This window comes from Cytophagaceae bacterium ABcell3 (assembly GCA_030913385.1).
In the GTDB taxonomy this organism is placed as follows: Bacteria; Bacteroidota; Bacteroidia; order Cytophagales; family Cytophagaceae; genus ABcell3.
This window is the reverse complement of the sequence record CP133159.1, coordinates 3,812,213-3,827,517: the sequence shown is the minus strand read 5'-3', so window position 1 is coordinate 3,827,517 and position 15,305 is coordinate 3,812,213. Positions and strand designations below refer to the sequence as shown.

At 38.5% G+C, this 15,305-nt stretch carries 15 protein-coding genes; 7 read left to right on the top strand and 8 right to left on the bottom strand.

Going from position 1 to position 15,305, the window contains the following annotated elements; genetic code table 11:
- Positions 1-430 precede the first annotated feature (430 nt).
- Both RCC89_15545 and RCC89_15540 read left to right on the top strand, forming a co-directional pair.
- Positions 431-2,746: a carboxypeptidase-like regulatory domain-containing protein gene (locus RCC89_15545; GenBank protein ID WMJ74566.1), complete on the top strand. Its 2,316-nt coding sequence runs from the start codon at positions 431-433 to the stop codon at positions 2,744-2,746.
- Between the two features lie 8 nt (positions 2,747-2,754).
- Positions 2,755-3,561: a DUF4249 domain-containing protein gene (locus tag RCC89_15540; GenBank protein ID WMJ74565.1), complete on the top strand. Its 807-nt coding sequence runs from the start codon at positions 2,755-2,757 to the stop codon at positions 3,559-3,561.
- Between the two features lie 7 nt (positions 3,562-3,568).
- Here the strand turns inward: RCC89_15540 and RCC89_15535 are convergent, their stop codons facing one another.
- From RCC89_15535 to RCC89_15520, 4 genes are all read right to left on the bottom strand, one after another.
- On the bottom strand, positions 3,569-3,997 hold the full coding sequence (locus RCC89_15535; protein WMJ74564.1) for a PAS domain-containing protein: 429 nt from the start codon (positions 3,995-3,997) through the stop codon (positions 3,569-3,571).
- A gap of 235 nt (positions 3,998-4,232) precedes the next feature.
- The gene (locus RCC89_15530; protein WMJ74563.1) at positions 4,233-5,090 is read right to left on the bottom strand and encodes an SDR family oxidoreductase; all 858 of its coding nucleotides are present in this window, start codon (positions 5,088-5,090) and stop codon (positions 4,233-4,235) included.
- 164 nt (positions 5,091-5,254) lie between these two features.
- Positions 5,255-6,295: an aspartate--ammonia ligase gene (gene asnA / locus RCC89_15525; protein WMJ74562.1), complete on the bottom strand. Its 1,041-nt coding sequence runs from the start codon at positions 6,293-6,295 to the stop codon at positions 5,255-5,257.
- Between the two features lie 215 nt (positions 6,296-6,510).
- Positions 6,511-7,398, bottom strand: a complete 888-nt coding sequence (locus tag RCC89_15520; protein ID WMJ74561.1) for a 3-hydroxybutyryl-CoA dehydrogenase — start codon at positions 7,396-7,398, stop codon at positions 6,511-6,513.
- Between the two features lie 194 nt (positions 7,399-7,592).
- Between RCC89_15520 and RCC89_15515 the strand changes: the two genes are divergently transcribed.
- The 5 genes from RCC89_15515 (at position 7,593) to RCC89_15495 (ending at position 12,088) form a co-directional block, all read left to right on the top strand.
- Positions 7,593-8,426, top strand: a complete 834-nt coding sequence (locus tag RCC89_15515; protein ID WMJ74560.1) for a MotA/TolQ/ExbB proton channel family protein — start codon at positions 7,593-7,595, stop codon at positions 8,424-8,426.
- A 13-nt stretch (positions 8,427-8,439) separates the two neighbouring features.
- Positions 8,440-9,285: a TonB family protein gene (locus tag RCC89_15510; GenBank protein ID WMJ74559.1), complete on the top strand. Its 846-nt coding sequence runs from the start codon at positions 8,440-8,442 to the stop codon at positions 9,283-9,285.
- 4 nt (positions 9,286-9,289) lie between these two features.
- Entirely contained in the window at positions 9,290-9,493 is a 204-nt protein-coding gene (locus RCC89_15505; protein ID WMJ74558.1) for a hypothetical protein, read from the top strand.
- Positions 9,480-10,415, top strand: coding sequence for a substrate-binding domain-containing protein (locus tag RCC89_15500; protein ID WMJ74557.1), 936 nt, complete (start codon positions 9,480-9,482; stop codon positions 10,413-10,415). The genes RCC89_15505 and RCC89_15500 overlap by 14 nt, the downstream gene beginning before the upstream one ends.
- 95 nt (positions 10,416-10,510) lie before the next feature.
- A complete protein-coding gene (locus tag RCC89_15495; protein ID WMJ74556.1) occupies positions 10,511-12,088 on the top strand; it encodes a tetratricopeptide repeat protein in 1,578 nt (525 codons plus the stop codon).
- Positions 12,089-12,218: 130 nt separating this feature from the next.
- Here RCC89_15495 and RCC89_15490 read toward each other — a convergent pair whose 3' ends face one another.
- The 4 genes from RCC89_15490 to RCC89_15475 are packed head-to-tail and all read right to left on the bottom strand — an operon-like array spanning position 12,219 to position 15,287.
- Positions 12,219-13,436, bottom strand: coding sequence for an ISL3 family transposase (locus tag RCC89_15490; protein WMJ74555.1), 1,218 nt, complete (start codon positions 13,434-13,436; stop codon positions 12,219-12,221).
- A gap of 18 nt (positions 13,437-13,454) precedes the next feature.
- Positions 13,455-14,378 (bottom strand): glycosyltransferase family 2 protein, encoded by a 924-nt coding sequence (locus tag RCC89_15485; GenBank protein WMJ74554.1) that lies wholly within the window; start codon positions 14,376-14,378, stop codon positions 13,455-13,457.
- Positions 14,371-15,078, bottom strand: coding sequence for an ATP-binding cassette domain-containing protein (locus RCC89_15480; GenBank protein WMJ74553.1), 708 nt, complete (start codon positions 15,076-15,078; stop codon positions 14,371-14,373). The genes RCC89_15485 and RCC89_15480 overlap by 8 nt, the downstream gene beginning before the upstream one ends.
- On the bottom strand, positions 15,078-15,287 hold the full coding sequence (locus RCC89_15475) for a fructose-6-phosphate aldolase (GenBank protein ID WMJ75667.1): 210 nt from the start codon (positions 15,285-15,287) through the stop codon (positions 15,078-15,080). Before RCC89_15475 ends, RCC89_15480 begins: the two co-directional genes overlap by 1 nt.
- Positions 15,288-15,305: the final 18 nt, after the last annotated feature.

Sequence of the window (15,305 nt, the reverse complement as noted above, 5' to 3'; positions counted from 1 at the left end):
TTTTTTGCATTTGCTTTGCAATGCTTTTTATCATCATTGAAAGAATTATCCATAAAATTATTTTTTTTTCAATGGTTTTCTAATAACTGTTGGTATATCAGTATCCTTTGAGGCAAAGAGTGAGAATGCTAGCACCACTTAAAACTTAATTATGAAAACAGGCACTGTAGCGTTTCTCTTGTGCGTTTGTTGAAAAAAACTAGTTCGGTTAGACTAGAACTAAGATAAAAATTACTTATCTTTCGGTACTGAAAAGTTAGTCATCTTTTTGCTACAAAAAAGTATTGTTTTTATTTGTTATGTGTTGTGAATCATTGATAATGCATGTTGAGGTCTGATTAATCGCCAGCGCTGTTTCTGTTGCTAATAATTTATTTTAGAGAAAATACAAAAATGTTAAGGTACCTGGTAGTCTTGCTGGGTTATTTCCATGAAAAAATTATACATTCTATTTTTTACCCTTTGTAGTGCAATTTCTTTTGCTCAGGAAAATTATACTGTAAGTGGAATCGTCAAAGACGGTGAGTTGGATTTTGAATTAAGTGGAGCAGGGGTTTATATCCAAGAAATAAAGAAAGGTACATATGCCAACGAAGGCGGGTTTTATAAGGTGGTTTTGCCACCTGGTACTTATACTTTTAGGGTCACGTCTTTTGGTTATGATACTTTATGGCAAAAAGTGAATGTTGATAAGGACCTTAACCTAGATTTTACGTTACAAGGAGAAGACTTTATGCTCGAAGAAGTGGAAGTAGCGGGAGAAAGGACGAATAACAACAACATTACTTCAACGGAAATGAGCACGGTGGAGATGGATATGGCAGAGATACAGTCAGTCCCTGTTCTTTTTGGAGAAACCGATGTTATCAGGACCTTGACATTGATGCCCGGTGTCCAAACTACTGGCGATGGTTTTACAGGACTTTTTGTTCGTGGGGGTGGTACAGATCAAAACCTTATATTGGTTGATGATGCCGTCGTATATAACCCCTTTCACTTACTAGGTTTTTTCTCTGCCTTTAATGGTGATGCGGTTCGGGACTTGAAATTATACAAAGCAGGTGTCCCTTCTTTGTACGGAGGGAGGCTTTCTTCTGTGTTGGATGTGCGTATGCGGAGTGGAAACAAGGAGCGATTTTCGGGAAATGGCGGTATTGGTCTTATTTCCAGTCGACTAACGCTTGAGGGGCCTTTTGCTCAAGATAAAGGTTCTTTTATAATTTCTGGTAGAAGGACGTATGCTGACTTATTTTTAAACTTAAGTCCTAACGAGTCACTTAGGAACTCTACACTCCATTTTTACGACTTGAATTTTAAAGCAGATTATACCTTGTCTGACAAAGACAGGGTTTCCCTCAGTGGGTATTATGGAAGGGATGTTTTTGGCTACTCTGATAATTTTCGTATGGGCTGGGGCAATGCGACTTCTTCTTTAAGATGGAGCCATATATACAATAGCAAATTGCACCATACTACGACTTTGTCTGTTAGCAACTATGATTATAACATAAATTTTAATCTTGGTGATTTTGGTATTGAACTAAATTCTGGAATTCGGACATACAATGCTAAAACTGATTGGGACTGGCAGCCAAATAAAAAACATCATGTGAGGTTTGGTTTTAGTACTATGTACCATGACTTTCGAATGCCATCGTTTAGCTCAAATATTGAAGGTCTTGAAGAGGCTGCGGTTCCCTCCAGAAATGCTTTAGAACATGGTGTGTATATTCAAAATGATCATGTGATCAGTCCTAGGTTAACTCTTTCATATGGGATACGCCTTTCTATGTTCAACCTGATTGGTCCTTCGGAAGTTTATGGATTTGATGAGGGTAGGAGAAATGTTACAGATACTTCTTTTTATAATAGGGGAGAGGTCTATCACACATATTTGGGGCCAGAGCCAAGGCTGTCGGCAACATATATTATAGATCCAGAAAATTCTATCAAAGTCTCTTATAACCGCATGCGCCAACATTTGCACTTGCTCTCTAATTCGAGCGCTGCGTTCCCGTTAGATTTGTGGGTGCCCGTGAGCAATGTCATAAGCCCTCAGATTGGCGACCAAGTTTCTGCTGGATACTTTCGGAATTTTAAAGAGAATATGTATGAAACTTCTGTTGAAGTATATTATAAAGACATGCAAAATCAGATAGACTACAGGAGTGGCGCCAATTTGTTCTTTAACCCTATAGTCGAAACAGAGCTGCTTTTTGGCAGGGGGTGGGCCTATGGTGCTGAATTTTTGGTCAAGAAACGCAAGGGAAGATTAAACGGGTGGATTAGTTATACCTTGTCTAGGTCGTTAAGGCTCATAGAAGGTATTAACGAAGGGAACCCTTATCCTTCTAATTTTGAGCGGATCCATGATATTTCAGTTGTGGGGAACTATCAAATCAATAATAAGTGGCAATTTAGTGGTAGCTGGGTATATGCAACCGGTACACCGGTTACTTTTCCGGCCGGAAGATATACGTATGAAGGTAGAACTGTTAACTTTTATACCGGAAGAAATGAATACCGGATGCCTTCTTACCACCGGATGGACGTTTCCTTTACTTACCAACGTCCTAGAGAAGGCCGCTTTAATTCGTCTTGGAACTTTTCTGTTTACAACCTGTATGCAAGGCACAACCCTTTCTTGATTGATTTTAGGGAAAATGAGCAAACAGGAGAAATGGAGGCTGTTCAGGTGGCGTTGTTCCGAATTATACCCTCTGTAACCTGGAACTTTAATTTCTAAATGAAAAAATGAAAAAACATCTTTTATTTTATATACTGACGTTTCTGGCTTTTTTCTCTTGTGAGAAAGTTGTAGATATGGACTTAAATGAGGAGAGTCCTAGGGTTGTCATAGAAGGTCAGGTGACCAACAAACCTGGGCCATATACTATAAGAATAACTCAAAGTGGAAGTTATATGGGGGGTGATAAATTTGAGAAAATTGTAGGTGCCAATGTAAAGGTTTATGACAATGCTGGGCAATCTGAATCACTCGTGGAAGAAGAGCCTGGTTTGTACAAGACCACAAACCTTGAAGGGGTAGAAGGAAGGGTTTACCATTTAGAGGTGGAATATGATAGTGAAAAATATACAGCATCTTCTAGTATGCCTGTAAAGGTGCCTATAGACAGTTTGACTCTTCATCACCGGGAAGAACAGCTTTTCAATTGGCCAGAATACTATATCAATATGCACTTTACTGATCCTGGGCACACCCGTAACTACTATTATTTGAAAGTTTATAACAACAATATGCAAGGAGAACCTTCTCCGCACTTTGTCGTTTTCGACGATCTTTTGTTTAATGGAAGAAGCATTTCTGATGATATAGGTTTTTCAGATTTTGAAAAAGGAGATACTGTTCATGTCGAACTTTTGTCTATTGATAGGGAAGCTTACGAGTATTATAACAACCTTAACGCTATCTTGAACAATGCCGGAGGAAATCCTTTTCAAGGTGCTCCTCAAAACCCAACAACCAATATCTCAGGGAATGCTTTGGGGTTCTTTGGTGCTTATGCTATTGACAAAGCTTCCATATTGATAGATTATTGATGCCTCGTCAAGTGTAAGGGTTACTGTTCAATATTAAGACTTTTTTGAGTTTGGTTAGGCTTACGGAATCAGTTACGTCTGTAGAGATTCCAAAGACGTTTACTTTTCCTGTATTGGGGTTGATGATAGGGAATTTGTATGTTTTAAAAATGTAAGTGCGACCATCTTTTAAAGAGAAAATTTGATTAGGCAGCTCAACTTTTTTGCCGGATAGCACATCTTCATCTGATTTTTCAATAAGCTTGATCTCTGACTTGTCTTTTAAAAAATCAGCATCTGTCTTGCCTATGATTTCACAGCTTTTGAGATTAAAAAGTTGTGCCTCCTGCTCGTTAATAAATGCATATCTCCTAAGCTCATCTTTAATGAAAACCGGAAATGGCATATTGTCGATAAATATCTTGAGGAAGTTGGTTGAGTTTTTTTTTGCTTCCATTGTTAAAAAGGTTTAAGTAAAAGAATGGCATAGTTATTAATTATTTGAGATTTACGTTTACGTTCTGTTTTTATGTTGGGTTGTGTTTTTAGGCGTGTTTGATGTAAAGAGAGTGTTTTTTTTATAGATAGGGTTTTATTTTAAGGTTTTTTTGTATTATATGTGTATTTTGTATGATTTCATGTTTGTTTTTGAAGAGGTTTTTGAGAATTGCTTGTGTTGATAGCTTTGTGTTTTAAAGCCATTTTACATTGGTGAGCTTTTCTGAAATGTCCCAGAGTTTATTGGCATTTTCTTGCGTACAGTATGTTTTTTTTACAGAAGCTGGCTTTTTCTTAGCAAAATATTCGCCACTGAGCTTATTAATATCAGGAGCAGTGGCCAAAAAAATGTTTGTTTGTGCTCCTTGTTCTGGAGTTAATAAAAAAGGTCTTCCTAAAGTAAATAATAGTTTCATGACGCTGTTGCTTTCTAAAGCAAAACCTGTCTTAACGACTCCTGGATGGACAGCATAGGTGGCTATATGATCAATGCCGTGACGCCTTAACCTTCTGTGCATTTCTTTAGTAAATAGTAAGGTATATAATTTGGCGTTTCCATATGCAATGACAGCATTATAGTTTTTCTCCATCATTATGTCATTAAAATCTGGCTGTGCATATTTATGTGCTGTAGATGAAAGATTGATGACCCTTGCCTGTGTACTGTTTCTAAGCTTTTCGAGCAATAACCCAGTAAGTGCAAATGGAGCCAAGTGGTTGATGGCAAATGTTTTTTCAAAGCCCTCTTCCGTAAGTGCTCTTTCTTTGTTCATGATTCCTCCTGCATTGTTAATAAGGACATCAATCCTGGGGAATTGCTCTGCTATCTGGTAGGCCATTTGCTTTACCTCCTGCAATGATTCCATGTCAGCTTGGAAAGTGAAGGTTTGAGTATTGCCTGTTTTACTTATTATTTCAGCTTTTGTATTTTCTAGCTTCTTTTTGTTTCGTCCATGAATGATTACCTGGGCTTGTAATGCCGCCAGTGATAGTGCTGTTTCTTTCCCTATTCCTGAAGTGGCACCTGTAATTAGGCATATTTTATTTTTCATAGGTGTTTCTGCTTACTGAATTGAAAAATCATTTAAAGAAAACTAAATTAGTTTCCCCACACTTTTCGCCCATTGTTAAACATGTTTTCCAAGGTATAGGTTTAGGTGTCTTAGTTTAAATGAAAAAAGGATAATAAAAAAGCCCCTTGAAAAAGGGGCTTTCTTTACATAAGGTTGATATTGTTTTCTTTACATTTTTTCTTCATTTCATCTGGCCAAATACTTGCTTGTACTTCTCCAATATGGGCCTTTTTGAGCAGGAACATGCAAAGTCTGGATTGGCCTATGCCGCCGCCTATAGAAAATGGAAGTTCATTATTTAGCATCATTTGATGGAATAGGAATTTCTTACGTTCTTCTTTACCACATATTTGGAGTTGTTTTTCCAAAGCTTCTTTGCTAACACGTATTCCCATCGAAGAAATTTCAAAAGCCCTATTAAGGACTGGGTTCCATAACATGATGTCCCCGTTTAGGCCTATAAAACCGTCATTGTTTGGAGTGCTCCAATCGTCATAGTCTGGGGCGCGGTCATCGTGTTTTTCCCCATTAGACAAAGTATGCCCAATTCCCATGATAAATACCGCACCATGTTTTTCGGTAATTTTATCTTCCCTTTCTTTAGGAGAGAGGTCTGGGTACATTTTTAAGAGTTCCTCCGAATGGATGAAGGCTATTTCTTCTGGCAAAGTAGGCTTAATAGCCGGATAAAGCTCATGAATATGAAACTCTGCACTTGAGATAGCAGAGTAAATATGCTTAACAACCTTTTTCAAGAAGTTGATATTTCTATCTTCTTCATTGATGGAAAGCTCCCAATCCCACTGGTCTACGTATAAGGAATGTAGGTTGGTCAGCGTTTCATCTGCTCTGATGGCATTCATGTCTGTGTAAATGCCATAGTGCGGTTTGATATTAAGGTCCTTAAGCTTGATCCTTTTCCATTTGGCCAAGGAATGAACCACTTCTGCCACAGAGTCGTCCATGTCTTTGACGGGAAAAGAAACTGGCCTTTCCCAACCTCCTAAATCATCATTAATACCTGTTCCTCTAAGAACAAAAAGTGGGGCTGTTACCCTACGAAGTTTTAGTTCTGCCGCCAAACTATCCTGGAAAAATTCCTTTACCTCCTTTATGGCTATCTCTGTTTGATGTACATCAATAGGAGAGGAGTAACCTTTTGGAATAATTAACTCTTTTGACATTTTTAGTATTGTAGGTGAATTTTTAGTCAATATTATGTCAAAACTACAAAAAAATGTCAATAGCAGTGCCTTTTCCTTGAAAGATTCAAAAATTATACCGGTTTATCAGTTTTTGAAGCATTTTTATAGTTAACCAAGTGAATTATTTTCTTGCTAATCTTGTAGTATTCTTGCTAATTAAAGCCTAGCTACTGGCAGCGGAAACGCACGGGTTGTCAACGAAACCTTTCAGCTACCTTTACATTCTTGCTATTTTTATCGTGTACGTAAAAGCCTTCTCCTGTTTTGACTCCATGGTATCCTGCCTCTACCATATTTACTAAAAGTGGACATGGTGCATATTTAGGATTTTTAAAGCCATCGTAAAGGACATTCATAATATATAAACAAACATCAAGTCCGATGAAGTCTGCTAATTGGAGTGGCCCCATAGGGTGTGCCATGCCTAGTTTCATAACAGTATCTATTTCCTTTACACCAGCTACACCTTCGTAAAGGGTGTAAATAGCTTCATTGATCATAGGCATGAGTATTCTGTTCGATACGAAGCCGGGGTAATCCTGCACTTCTACTGGCGATTTCCCTATATGGGTGGAAAGATCCATGATAGTAGATGTGGTAAGGTCAGAGGTGGTATATCCACGGATGATCTCAACCAGTGCCATGATAGGTACAGGGTTCATAAAGTGCATTCCTATGACCTGCTCTGGCCGCTGTGTAGCAGTGGCTATTTTGGTAATAGAAATAGAGGAGGTATTGGTAGCTAAAATGGTATTTTTAGGGCAATACTCGTCTAATTTTTTAAAAATATCCAGTTTGACCCCTGATTTTTCTGTTGCGGCCTCTACCACTAGGTCAGCATGCTCTACACCTGGTTTTAATGAGGTAAATGTAGCTAAATTGTTTAGGATATCTGTTTTTCGTGATTCTTCAAGCGTGCCTTTCTTAATTTGCCTGTCCAGGTTTTTTGATATTGAGGCGATGGCGTGTTGTAACCTGTCTTCGGAAAGGTCGATTAGGCTAACTTTATGACCAGCCTGAGCGAAAACATGTGCAATGCCATTTCCCATGGTTCCTCCGCCTATTACTGAAATATTCTGCATATTTTACGTTGTTTTTATGTGAAACATGAAACCAAATTAACGACTTTTAAATTATTAGGTTAAAATAATGTAAAATAGACTTATTTACTGCTATTTTTCTTTGGATTGGTTCTAAATAACTTTTACATTGCAGTGTTATTTAAAACAATTCTAAATTGAATGGATTGAAATAAATGTAAAAAATCTATAAATAGATGAACAAGAAAAAAGTTAACCTTCCTTCTAATTTTGCTTTAATTGTTATTCCGCTGGCTATAGCTATTTGTTATACTTTGTTTTTTACAGTTTTTGGACACCCGTCCAACTTTGTAGACAACGACCCCGATAACCATCCACTTCCCGGCAACTATTTGGGAATTGTTTATAAGGGGGGCTTGGTAATCCCGATGCTAATGGCATTTATATTAATGGTCATTACGTTTTCCATAGAGCGTTTCATTTCATTGAAAATGGCTGTGGGTAATGGAAAAATTGCTGATTTTACACAAAACCTTAAGAAGCATATAACCTTGGGTGATTTAGAAGGGGCGAAAGAATTATGCGACCTTCAACAAGGCTCGGTTGGGAATGTTGTCCATTCTGTTGTAGAGAAAATGCAAGAAGTGGCCAAAGATCCTACAATGAACACAGATCAGAAGCTTCAGGCTGTACGGGAGGAGCATGAAGAGTCCACTGCTTTAGAAATGCCTATGTTAGAAAAGAATCTTAATATTCTCGCCACATTGGCTTCTATTGCTACTTTGGTAGGTTTGTTGGGAACGGTATTTGGTATGATCAAGGCGTTTGCTGCACTTGCTACCGCTGGGTCGCCCGATGCTGTAGCGTTGGCAAATGGTATTTCTGAAGCACTTATCAATACTGCTTTAGGTATTGCAGGTTCTACGTTGGCTATTGTGGCTTATAACTTCTTTACAGGAAAGATTGACAACTTGACCAATGCGCTTGATGAAATAGCTTACAGCATTTCTAAGCAGGTTTCTTCTAATATTAAGAAAGTTACAAACAACCAAAAGGTAGCTGCTAACTAAAAAAGGGTTTAGAATGAAAAATTTTCAGTTGACAAATAAAAGCATGGATGATATTGTTTTTGAAGACAGAAACAAGTCATATGGTGCTTATGTCCTGAGAAAACTTTATGACAAGAACGTTCTGACCGGTTTGGCTATCTCTGTCACAGCCTTTACAGTACTCTTTGTGGCTATTTTGTCAAAGAATTTCATAGACAAAGAGCAGGTAAAAGAGGATAAAGTAGTGGAAGTTACTATGGACATGGTAGATCTACCTGATGTGATGCCGGAAATAACACCACCTCCACCGCCTCCGCCACCGCCACCACCTGCAGCAAAAAAGGCACCAGATATTAAGTCGGTCAAGTTTGTTCCTCCTAAGGTTGTTCCAGACGATATGGTTGAGGAGGAAGAAGTGCCTCCTACGATAGATGAAATGGAAGATGCTGCTATTAGTGACAAAACACTGGACGGTGACTCTATAGATGTAAATCCTATAGAACATACAGATGGGGTAGAAGGTGGAGTCATTGGCGGTGAAGAGTCTGATGATATGGAAGCGCCGGTGAGTTTTGATGCGTCTTACCCTGGTGGTAAGGAAGCTTTTGGTAAGTGTATCCAACAGAAAATACAGTATACGAGCTTGGCTATCAGAAACGAAATTGAAGGGGTTGTATATGTTAGTTTTACTATTACTCCTGAGGGCAAGCTGGCCAATATTCATGTTAAAAAAGGACTGCCTGGTTATGGTTTGGACGAAGAAGCTATTAAAGCTGTAGAGGAATGCGGCTTTGGATGGCAGCCGGCTATGCAAAATGGAAGACGTATAGCCAGAAGTATGATTATTCCTGTGAAATTTACTTTACCGGATAGATATTAAGACAATGAAAAATTTTAACCCACTTTTGATAATAAGCATTTTCATGCCTTTGTTTTATATGGGCTTGGGCGTGTACCTGCTTATTAACCCTCAGACTTTAGGATACAATGTTCAGCCTTTAGTTACCATGGTCTTTGGAGGCCTTTTAATTGCTTTTGGAATCTTCCGTGCTTGGAGGGTATATAAGTCTTTTTATGACAATGCATAAGGTTTGGTATATCATACCCTTTTTGCTTTTTCTCTTTTCTTGTGACGATGGCCAAGGAAAAAAAGAAAAAGATTCTCCAGTATCAGGGCGTTTGCTTCTTTTTGCTGATGAGTCTTTTCGTCCAGTTGTGGATGCTCAAGCTGGTACTTTTCAGGCATTGTATAAAGATGCAGTAATTCAACCTCACTATGTGTCAGAAACGGAAGCTATCAATAGTTTGCTAAACCGTAAAACGGAGGTTGTGGTAGCTGGAAGGTCTTTGACTGATAAAGAAAGGAATTTTTTTAAAGAGTCCCAGCTCATGGTTGCCGAGAATAAAATTGCCTCCGATGCTGTTGCTTTTTTAGTGCATAAGGATTCTCCTTTGGAATCTTTGAAAATTGAACAGCTTTCCGATATATTTTCAGGAACGGCGACTTCTTGGGCGCATATTGATGCTGCGCTTGACGATCAGGAAATTCATGTGGTTTTTGATCAAAGTGGGTCTGCCAACTACCGATTGCTTAATGACTCTTTACAGTTTAGTAAAAATGATATTAAAGTGTTTGCAGCAGGCTCTAATGCCTCTGTAGTAGACTATATCCATAAACACCCAGAAGCTATTGGTGTAATAGGGGCAAACTGGATAAGTGATTTGGATGACCCGGAGGTTCTTGACCGACTGAACCATGTAAAAGTGTTGGATATTGAAGCACTGAACAGCAATGGGGAGTATGAGGTTTTTAGCCCCTTTCAGTCTGACTTGCTTAGCGGCAGATACCCTTTTTTAAGGGATATTTACCTTATAAACCTGACTAGTAGGGCTGGCTTGCCGACTGGGTTTGCATCGTTTGTTTTGAGTGATAGAGGACAAAGAATTGTTTTAAAAGATGGACTTATGCCTGCGGTTGTTCCCGGTAGGGAGGTGCATGTCGTTAGGTAGTTAACAAAAATTTAACAGATCCTTAACAGTAATTGATAAGGGTCATATACTGGTTTTCGTAGCTTTGCTTAAGCAACAACAAAAAAAGGTTAGAAATGGAATTCAGGAAACTTACTTTAACATGCTCATTAGCTTTGTCCTTGTTTTCAGTGGCCAATGGTCAATCTGTCCAAGAAGGAAAAGACTTTATTTTAAACGAGCAGTATGAAAAAGCAAAAGGAAGCTTTTATTCTTTAATTAAGGAGGATTCTTCAGAACCTGACTTTTACTATTATTTGGGAGAAACATTCTTATTGACCCAGCAAATAGATTCAGCCAAATGGGCATTCGAAAAAGGACTTTCTTTGTCGGAAAAGTCAGCTTTGAACCACGCTGGATTAGGGAAAGCTACTTTTTTCGAAGATGAAGCATCAGCTAAAGCAAGTTTTGAAAAGGCTTTGAGACTTACCAAGTCCAAAAAGCCAGAGGTATTGCTTTCTGTTGCAGAATTTTATGTGCATTCCGAATATAAAGACCTTACCTATGCTCAGGAACTACTGGATAGAGCGCTTAAGTTTGATGATAAAAATATAGAGGCTTGGTTATTGTATGGAGACCTTTTTCTTCAGCAAAATGATGGTACTAAGGTCATGGAAAAATATAACCAGGCCATTTATTTAGATAGCAATAACCCTAAAGCATTATATAAACTTGGTCAGTTATATAGCAGGGCCAGAAACAATGAGCTTGCTATGGACAACTTTAAGAAAGCAATAGATGCCAATCCTGAATTTGCACCTGCCTATAAAGAAATTGGAGAGCTGCACTACAAGGCTAAGAAGTACGATGAAGCGATAGATGCTTATAAAGTTTATTTAGAAAAAGCTGGAGACTGTGTAGATAATACTTTCCGTTATGCATCTTTCTTATTTTTAAATAAAGATTATAAGTCTGCTAAGGAGGTTTTAGAACCACTTGCCGACAAGGATAATGTAAACCCTGTAGCCTTTCGCTTGCTTGCTTATGGTAGCTATGAAACTGAGGACTTTGAGAACGGGCTGGCCTATATGGAAAAGTTTTGGGAGACGGGTTATGAAAAAGTACTTGCTAATGACTATGAATATTATGCTAAGCTACTCCGTAAAAATGGCAATGATTCATTGGCTGTAAATAATTTCTATACGGCTATAGAAAAGGATAATAATAAAGTTAACCTGTATAGTGAGATAGCTGATATAGAAATGGCTAATAAAAACTTTGAGCAGGCAGCCCAGGCCTATGCTTCTAGAATAGAGAATGGTGGTGGTACTGCCCAGGATTATTTAAGTTTAGGTAGGGCTTTTTATTCAGGAAAAGACTTTGAGCAAGCTGATTCTGTTTTTGCTAAGCTTATTGAACTTAGACCTGAATTGACTATCGGTTATATGTATAGGGGAAGGGCCAATGCCAATATGGATCCAGAGTCGGAAGAGGGGCTGGCAAAACCGTACTATGAAAAAGTGATAGAAATAGCGGGCGAGAACAAAGAAAAGCACAAAAGAGATCTTATAGAAGCTCATTCCTACCTTGGGTATTTATATTTAATCAATGATGAAAACGCTGAAGCTTTACACCATTGGAAGGTTGTAAAGGAGCTTGACCCTTCTAATAAGAATGCGGAACAGGTCATTAACAGCCTTAGTCAAAACAATTGATGTCACTTTTACAAGCCTTATAGCTTAGGGGGGGATAGCAAAACTATAAGTCCGGTTTTCCCGGACTTTTTTGTTTTTCGTAAAACTTAGAAGTACGCTTACATGCGTGAACTCGTATCTTTTTTAGGCCCTATGTGGAATACTGTGGGTAATTGAATTTCAATTTAGAGGAAATAAAGTAAATCATGTTGATAAAATTTGTAATATTCCGATATCCACGAGCTCTTCTTTTAGCTAGTTGTATTTTGCTGTTAATCCCTTCCATGACACCATTGGCAATCTGGGACTCGACATAATTGGTAATTCCTTGCCAGTGGGACTTTATTGTGTTTACAAACTTCTTGAAGGCATACAAGCCTTCCTCTTCAACAAGGTCACACCAGTAAGCCAAGAAAGCAGAGCCCTCTTCTTTTGTTTTAAACTCCCAAAAGCTCTGAAATAAGGTCTTTAACCGATAAGCCTTCCCAATAGTTGGTAACAGTTCAATAAGTACCTGCCGGTCCTGCTTCTGTTTAGCGCTAAGTTTGTGTGTGGACTTTAATAGCGTGTATTTGTGTCCTTTAAGTATTGAGTGTTCTCGGACTTCTCGCTTACGTACATCGTCCATAGCTTCATTAAGCAGTTTGACTACATGAAATTTATCAAATGTTACCGAGGTGTTAGGAAAATGTTCGAGCATGCCTGCGATAAAACCTGTAGACATATCAATGCATGCGTCGGTAATTGACAGATGTTCAACACCCTTTGCTTTTAAATGGTCTTTAATTCTTCCGATAGTGTGCCGATCCTTGCCTGGAGTAACATGAATCACACGGCGAGTAGCCAAATCTGCTGCTACGGTCACATAATCATGTCCTTTTCTTACAGAAGTCTCATCAATACCCAATTGGGTCACCGAGCTTTGATCATCTGCCCGATAGGCAATTTGTATCCAGTAGTTAAATATATTCCATATGCGCTGTGGGTACTCATTCACTAAATCAGCTGCTTTGTTCACGGGCATCTCTCGCTCAATCAAAGCCATGCTAAAAGCCTCAAACAACAAAGTAAAACCACTTCCTTTTCTAGCCCACGGCACTTCCACGGTTTTTACCTTTCCATCCGTTGTTTTGATTCGAGGGACTTTGCAATGAAGATAACATTCATGTTCAAAAAAATTGAGGTGACGCCAAGTCCTATATTGAGTATCATGAACTTTACTTTCTGGTTCAAATACGAAACCACGCTCAAAGCTAATGGTTATATGAAGTTCTTGTTTACCATTGGATGCTTCCTGAAACCTAACATCGGTTACCGACCAAGGCTTTGTTAACTGCAAAGCCAATTGAAATATTTCGATACTGTTCATTTTGTAAAAATAACTACATTATATCACCTTTCCACAGTAAATCATATAGACCCCTTTTTTATAAGACTCTGTAAAAATGTAGAGTTTGTAAAGGTCAAAAAGCGTGAGGTTGGGGCTTTCTGATAGTAAGTTCTTTTCTATAAGCCCTTTAATATTTTTCATGATGAAGTGGAACACATTGAGCATTCGTGCTTTCTTTAGCTTAGTAAATGCTTTATATAATGCAGCATTGGTGCCAAACCCTTCTTTAGAAATTTGGTAAAAGTTTTTGACTCCCTCTATTGTTTTCTTGAGGAAATCACGGTTGCTGTCTAAGCCCATGTGAAAGACAGGATTGTTGATATATTGTATTTTAATACCCCGGCCTTTTAGTTCAAAGCCAAATTTCGTATCCTCATGGCCATAGCCGTGAATGTTTTCATCAAGCTTTATGCTTCTGAAAACGTCTTTTCTGATCATGAGGTTGTTGAGCATAAAATGCTCATAAGGTTTTTTTTGTCGCTGTTCTGGATTGTATAACTCTCTCTGCGAACCTACAGTCCAATGTAAAGTGTATTCTGGTCCCGGTGGGGTAGAGGTGTACATTCTGCCTCCGATTACGACAGGGAATTTTTGGAAAGGCATATACCTGAGAAGAAAGCCAGGTAAAATGCCGCTGTCGCAGTCAAGAAAGATTATATAGTTGTATGAAGCTTCTTCTGCTAAAGCATTCCGAATGGCAGATCTCCCAATGTTTTGTGGAAGTTCCTTATATCTGACGTTGGGAATGTTGGTTATGAACCTATTGGTTTGTTTAATGGAAGGCCTGGAAGCATCATCAAAGCATACGATTTCATGAAGTATCTTTGAGTTATTGGCATCGTCAGCCAAGCTCCTTACCAGTTCCCGGACATCTGTGTTATAAACAGGGATTAAGATCGATACGCCTTCATGTTCAGTCATAACGGAAACTGAACGTTTCTGTTGATGAATCTTTTAAAGAGCCGTTGGTAACCTTTAACACCCTGGAAGGAAACTTCTCGAGAATTTCATAGTTATGGGTTGCCATCAAAATAGAAGTTCCACTGCGGTTGATGTCAACAAATATTTTTATGATTTCTAAAGCTACTTCTGGGTCTAAATTTCCCGTTGGTTCGTCAGCAATAAGGATAGCAGGTTCATTGATCAAAGCCCTGGCAATTACAACCCGTTGCTGTTCTCCGCCTGAAAGCTGATGAGGCATTTTATTTCCAGCGTTACTAAGGCCGACTTTTAAAAGCACTTCAGACAAACGGTGTTTAATTTTTCCAGAGTCTTTCCACCCGGTTGCACGCATGACAAATAGTAGGTTCTCTGCCACAGAACGGTCATTGAGCAGTTGGAAATCTTGGAAAATGATACCTGTTTTTCTTCTTAAGTCAGGGATTTGCTCTTTTTTAATTCCAGCAAGCCTGATGCCGGCGACATTAACTTCGCCTTTAGCTAAAGGGAGGTCTGCGTATAAGGTTTTTAGCAATGAACTTTTACCGCTGCCAGTCCTTCCTATCAGGTAAACAAATTCACCTTTTTGAATTTGAAAGTTAAGGTTTTCAAGTACTACTACGTCATCCTGATATATGGTGGTATCTTTGACTGTTACTACCGGTTCGGATGAAAAAGCCATTATAGTTCTAATTTCTGTAATTTACCAAAAGGAAGTTTTTCAATTAGTTGAAGAAGCTGCTCTTCTTTGTCTCCTAAACCATACTTGTTAAGTTGCTGTGGTTTTAAAGGTCTATCTGCTCTGAAATAGGCGATAAGGACAAAGTTTTCATCCCTGAGCTGTATATAGTCAGGGATTTTAGCTTTTCCTTTCACCTTAATGATGTACATTTGACCTAAGGAGTTGCT

What these genes read in the sequence shown, in the direction of transcription:
- RCC89_15545 (WMJ74566.1), top strand. Translation starts at nt 431, where the DNA reads ATGAAAAAATTATACATTCTATTTTTTACCCTTTGTAGTGCAATTTCT.
- RCC89_15540 (WMJ74565.1), top strand. Translation starts at nt 2,755, where the DNA reads ATGAAAAAACATCTTTTATTTTATATACTGACGTTTCTGGCTTTTTTC.
- RCC89_15535 (WMJ74564.1), bottom strand. Translation starts at nt 3,997, where the DNA reads ATGGAAGCAAAAAAAAACTCAACCAACTTCCTCAAGATATTTATCGAC.
- RCC89_15530 (WMJ74563.1), bottom strand. Translation starts at nt 5,090, where the DNA reads ATGAAAAATAAAATATGCCTAATTACAGGTGCCACTTCAGGAATAGGG.
- asnA (WMJ74562.1), bottom strand. Translation starts at nt 6,295, where the DNA reads ATGTCAAAAGAGTTAATTATTCCAAAAGGTTACTCCTCTCCTATTGAT.
- RCC89_15520 (WMJ74561.1), bottom strand. Translation starts at nt 7,398, where the DNA reads ATGCAGAATATTTCAGTAATAGGCGGAGGAACCATGGGAAATGGCATT.
- RCC89_15515 (WMJ74560.1), top strand. Translation starts at nt 7,593, where the DNA reads ATGAACAAGAAAAAAGTTAACCTTCCTTCTAATTTTGCTTTAATTGTT.
- RCC89_15510 (WMJ74559.1), top strand. Translation starts at nt 8,440, where the DNA reads ATGAAAAATTTTCAGTTGACAAATAAAAGCATGGATGATATTGTTTTT.
- RCC89_15505 (WMJ74558.1), top strand. Translation starts at nt 9,290, where the DNA reads ATGAAAAATTTTAACCCACTTTTGATAATAAGCATTTTCATGCCTTTG.
- RCC89_15500 (WMJ74557.1), top strand. Translation starts at nt 9,480, where the DNA reads ATGACAATGCATAAGGTTTGGTATATCATACCCTTTTTGCTTTTTCTC.
- RCC89_15495 (WMJ74556.1), top strand. Translation starts at nt 10,511, where the DNA reads ATGGAATTCAGGAAACTTACTTTAACATGCTCATTAGCTTTGTCCTTG.
- RCC89_15490 (WMJ74555.1), bottom strand. Translation starts at nt 13,436, where the DNA reads ATGAACAGTATCGAAATATTTCAATTGGCTTTGCAGTTAACAAAGCCT.
- RCC89_15485 (WMJ74554.1), bottom strand. Translation starts at nt 14,378, where the DNA reads ATGACTGAACATGAAGGCGTATCGATCTTAATCCCTGTTTATAACACA.
- RCC89_15480 (WMJ74553.1), bottom strand. Translation starts at nt 15,078, where the DNA reads ATGGCTTTTTCATCCGAACCGGTAGTAACAGTCAAAGATACCACCATA.
- RCC89_15475 (WMJ75667.1), bottom strand. Translation starts at nt 15,287, where the DNA reads ATGTACATCATTAAGGTGAAAGGAAAAGCTAAAATCCCTGACTATATA.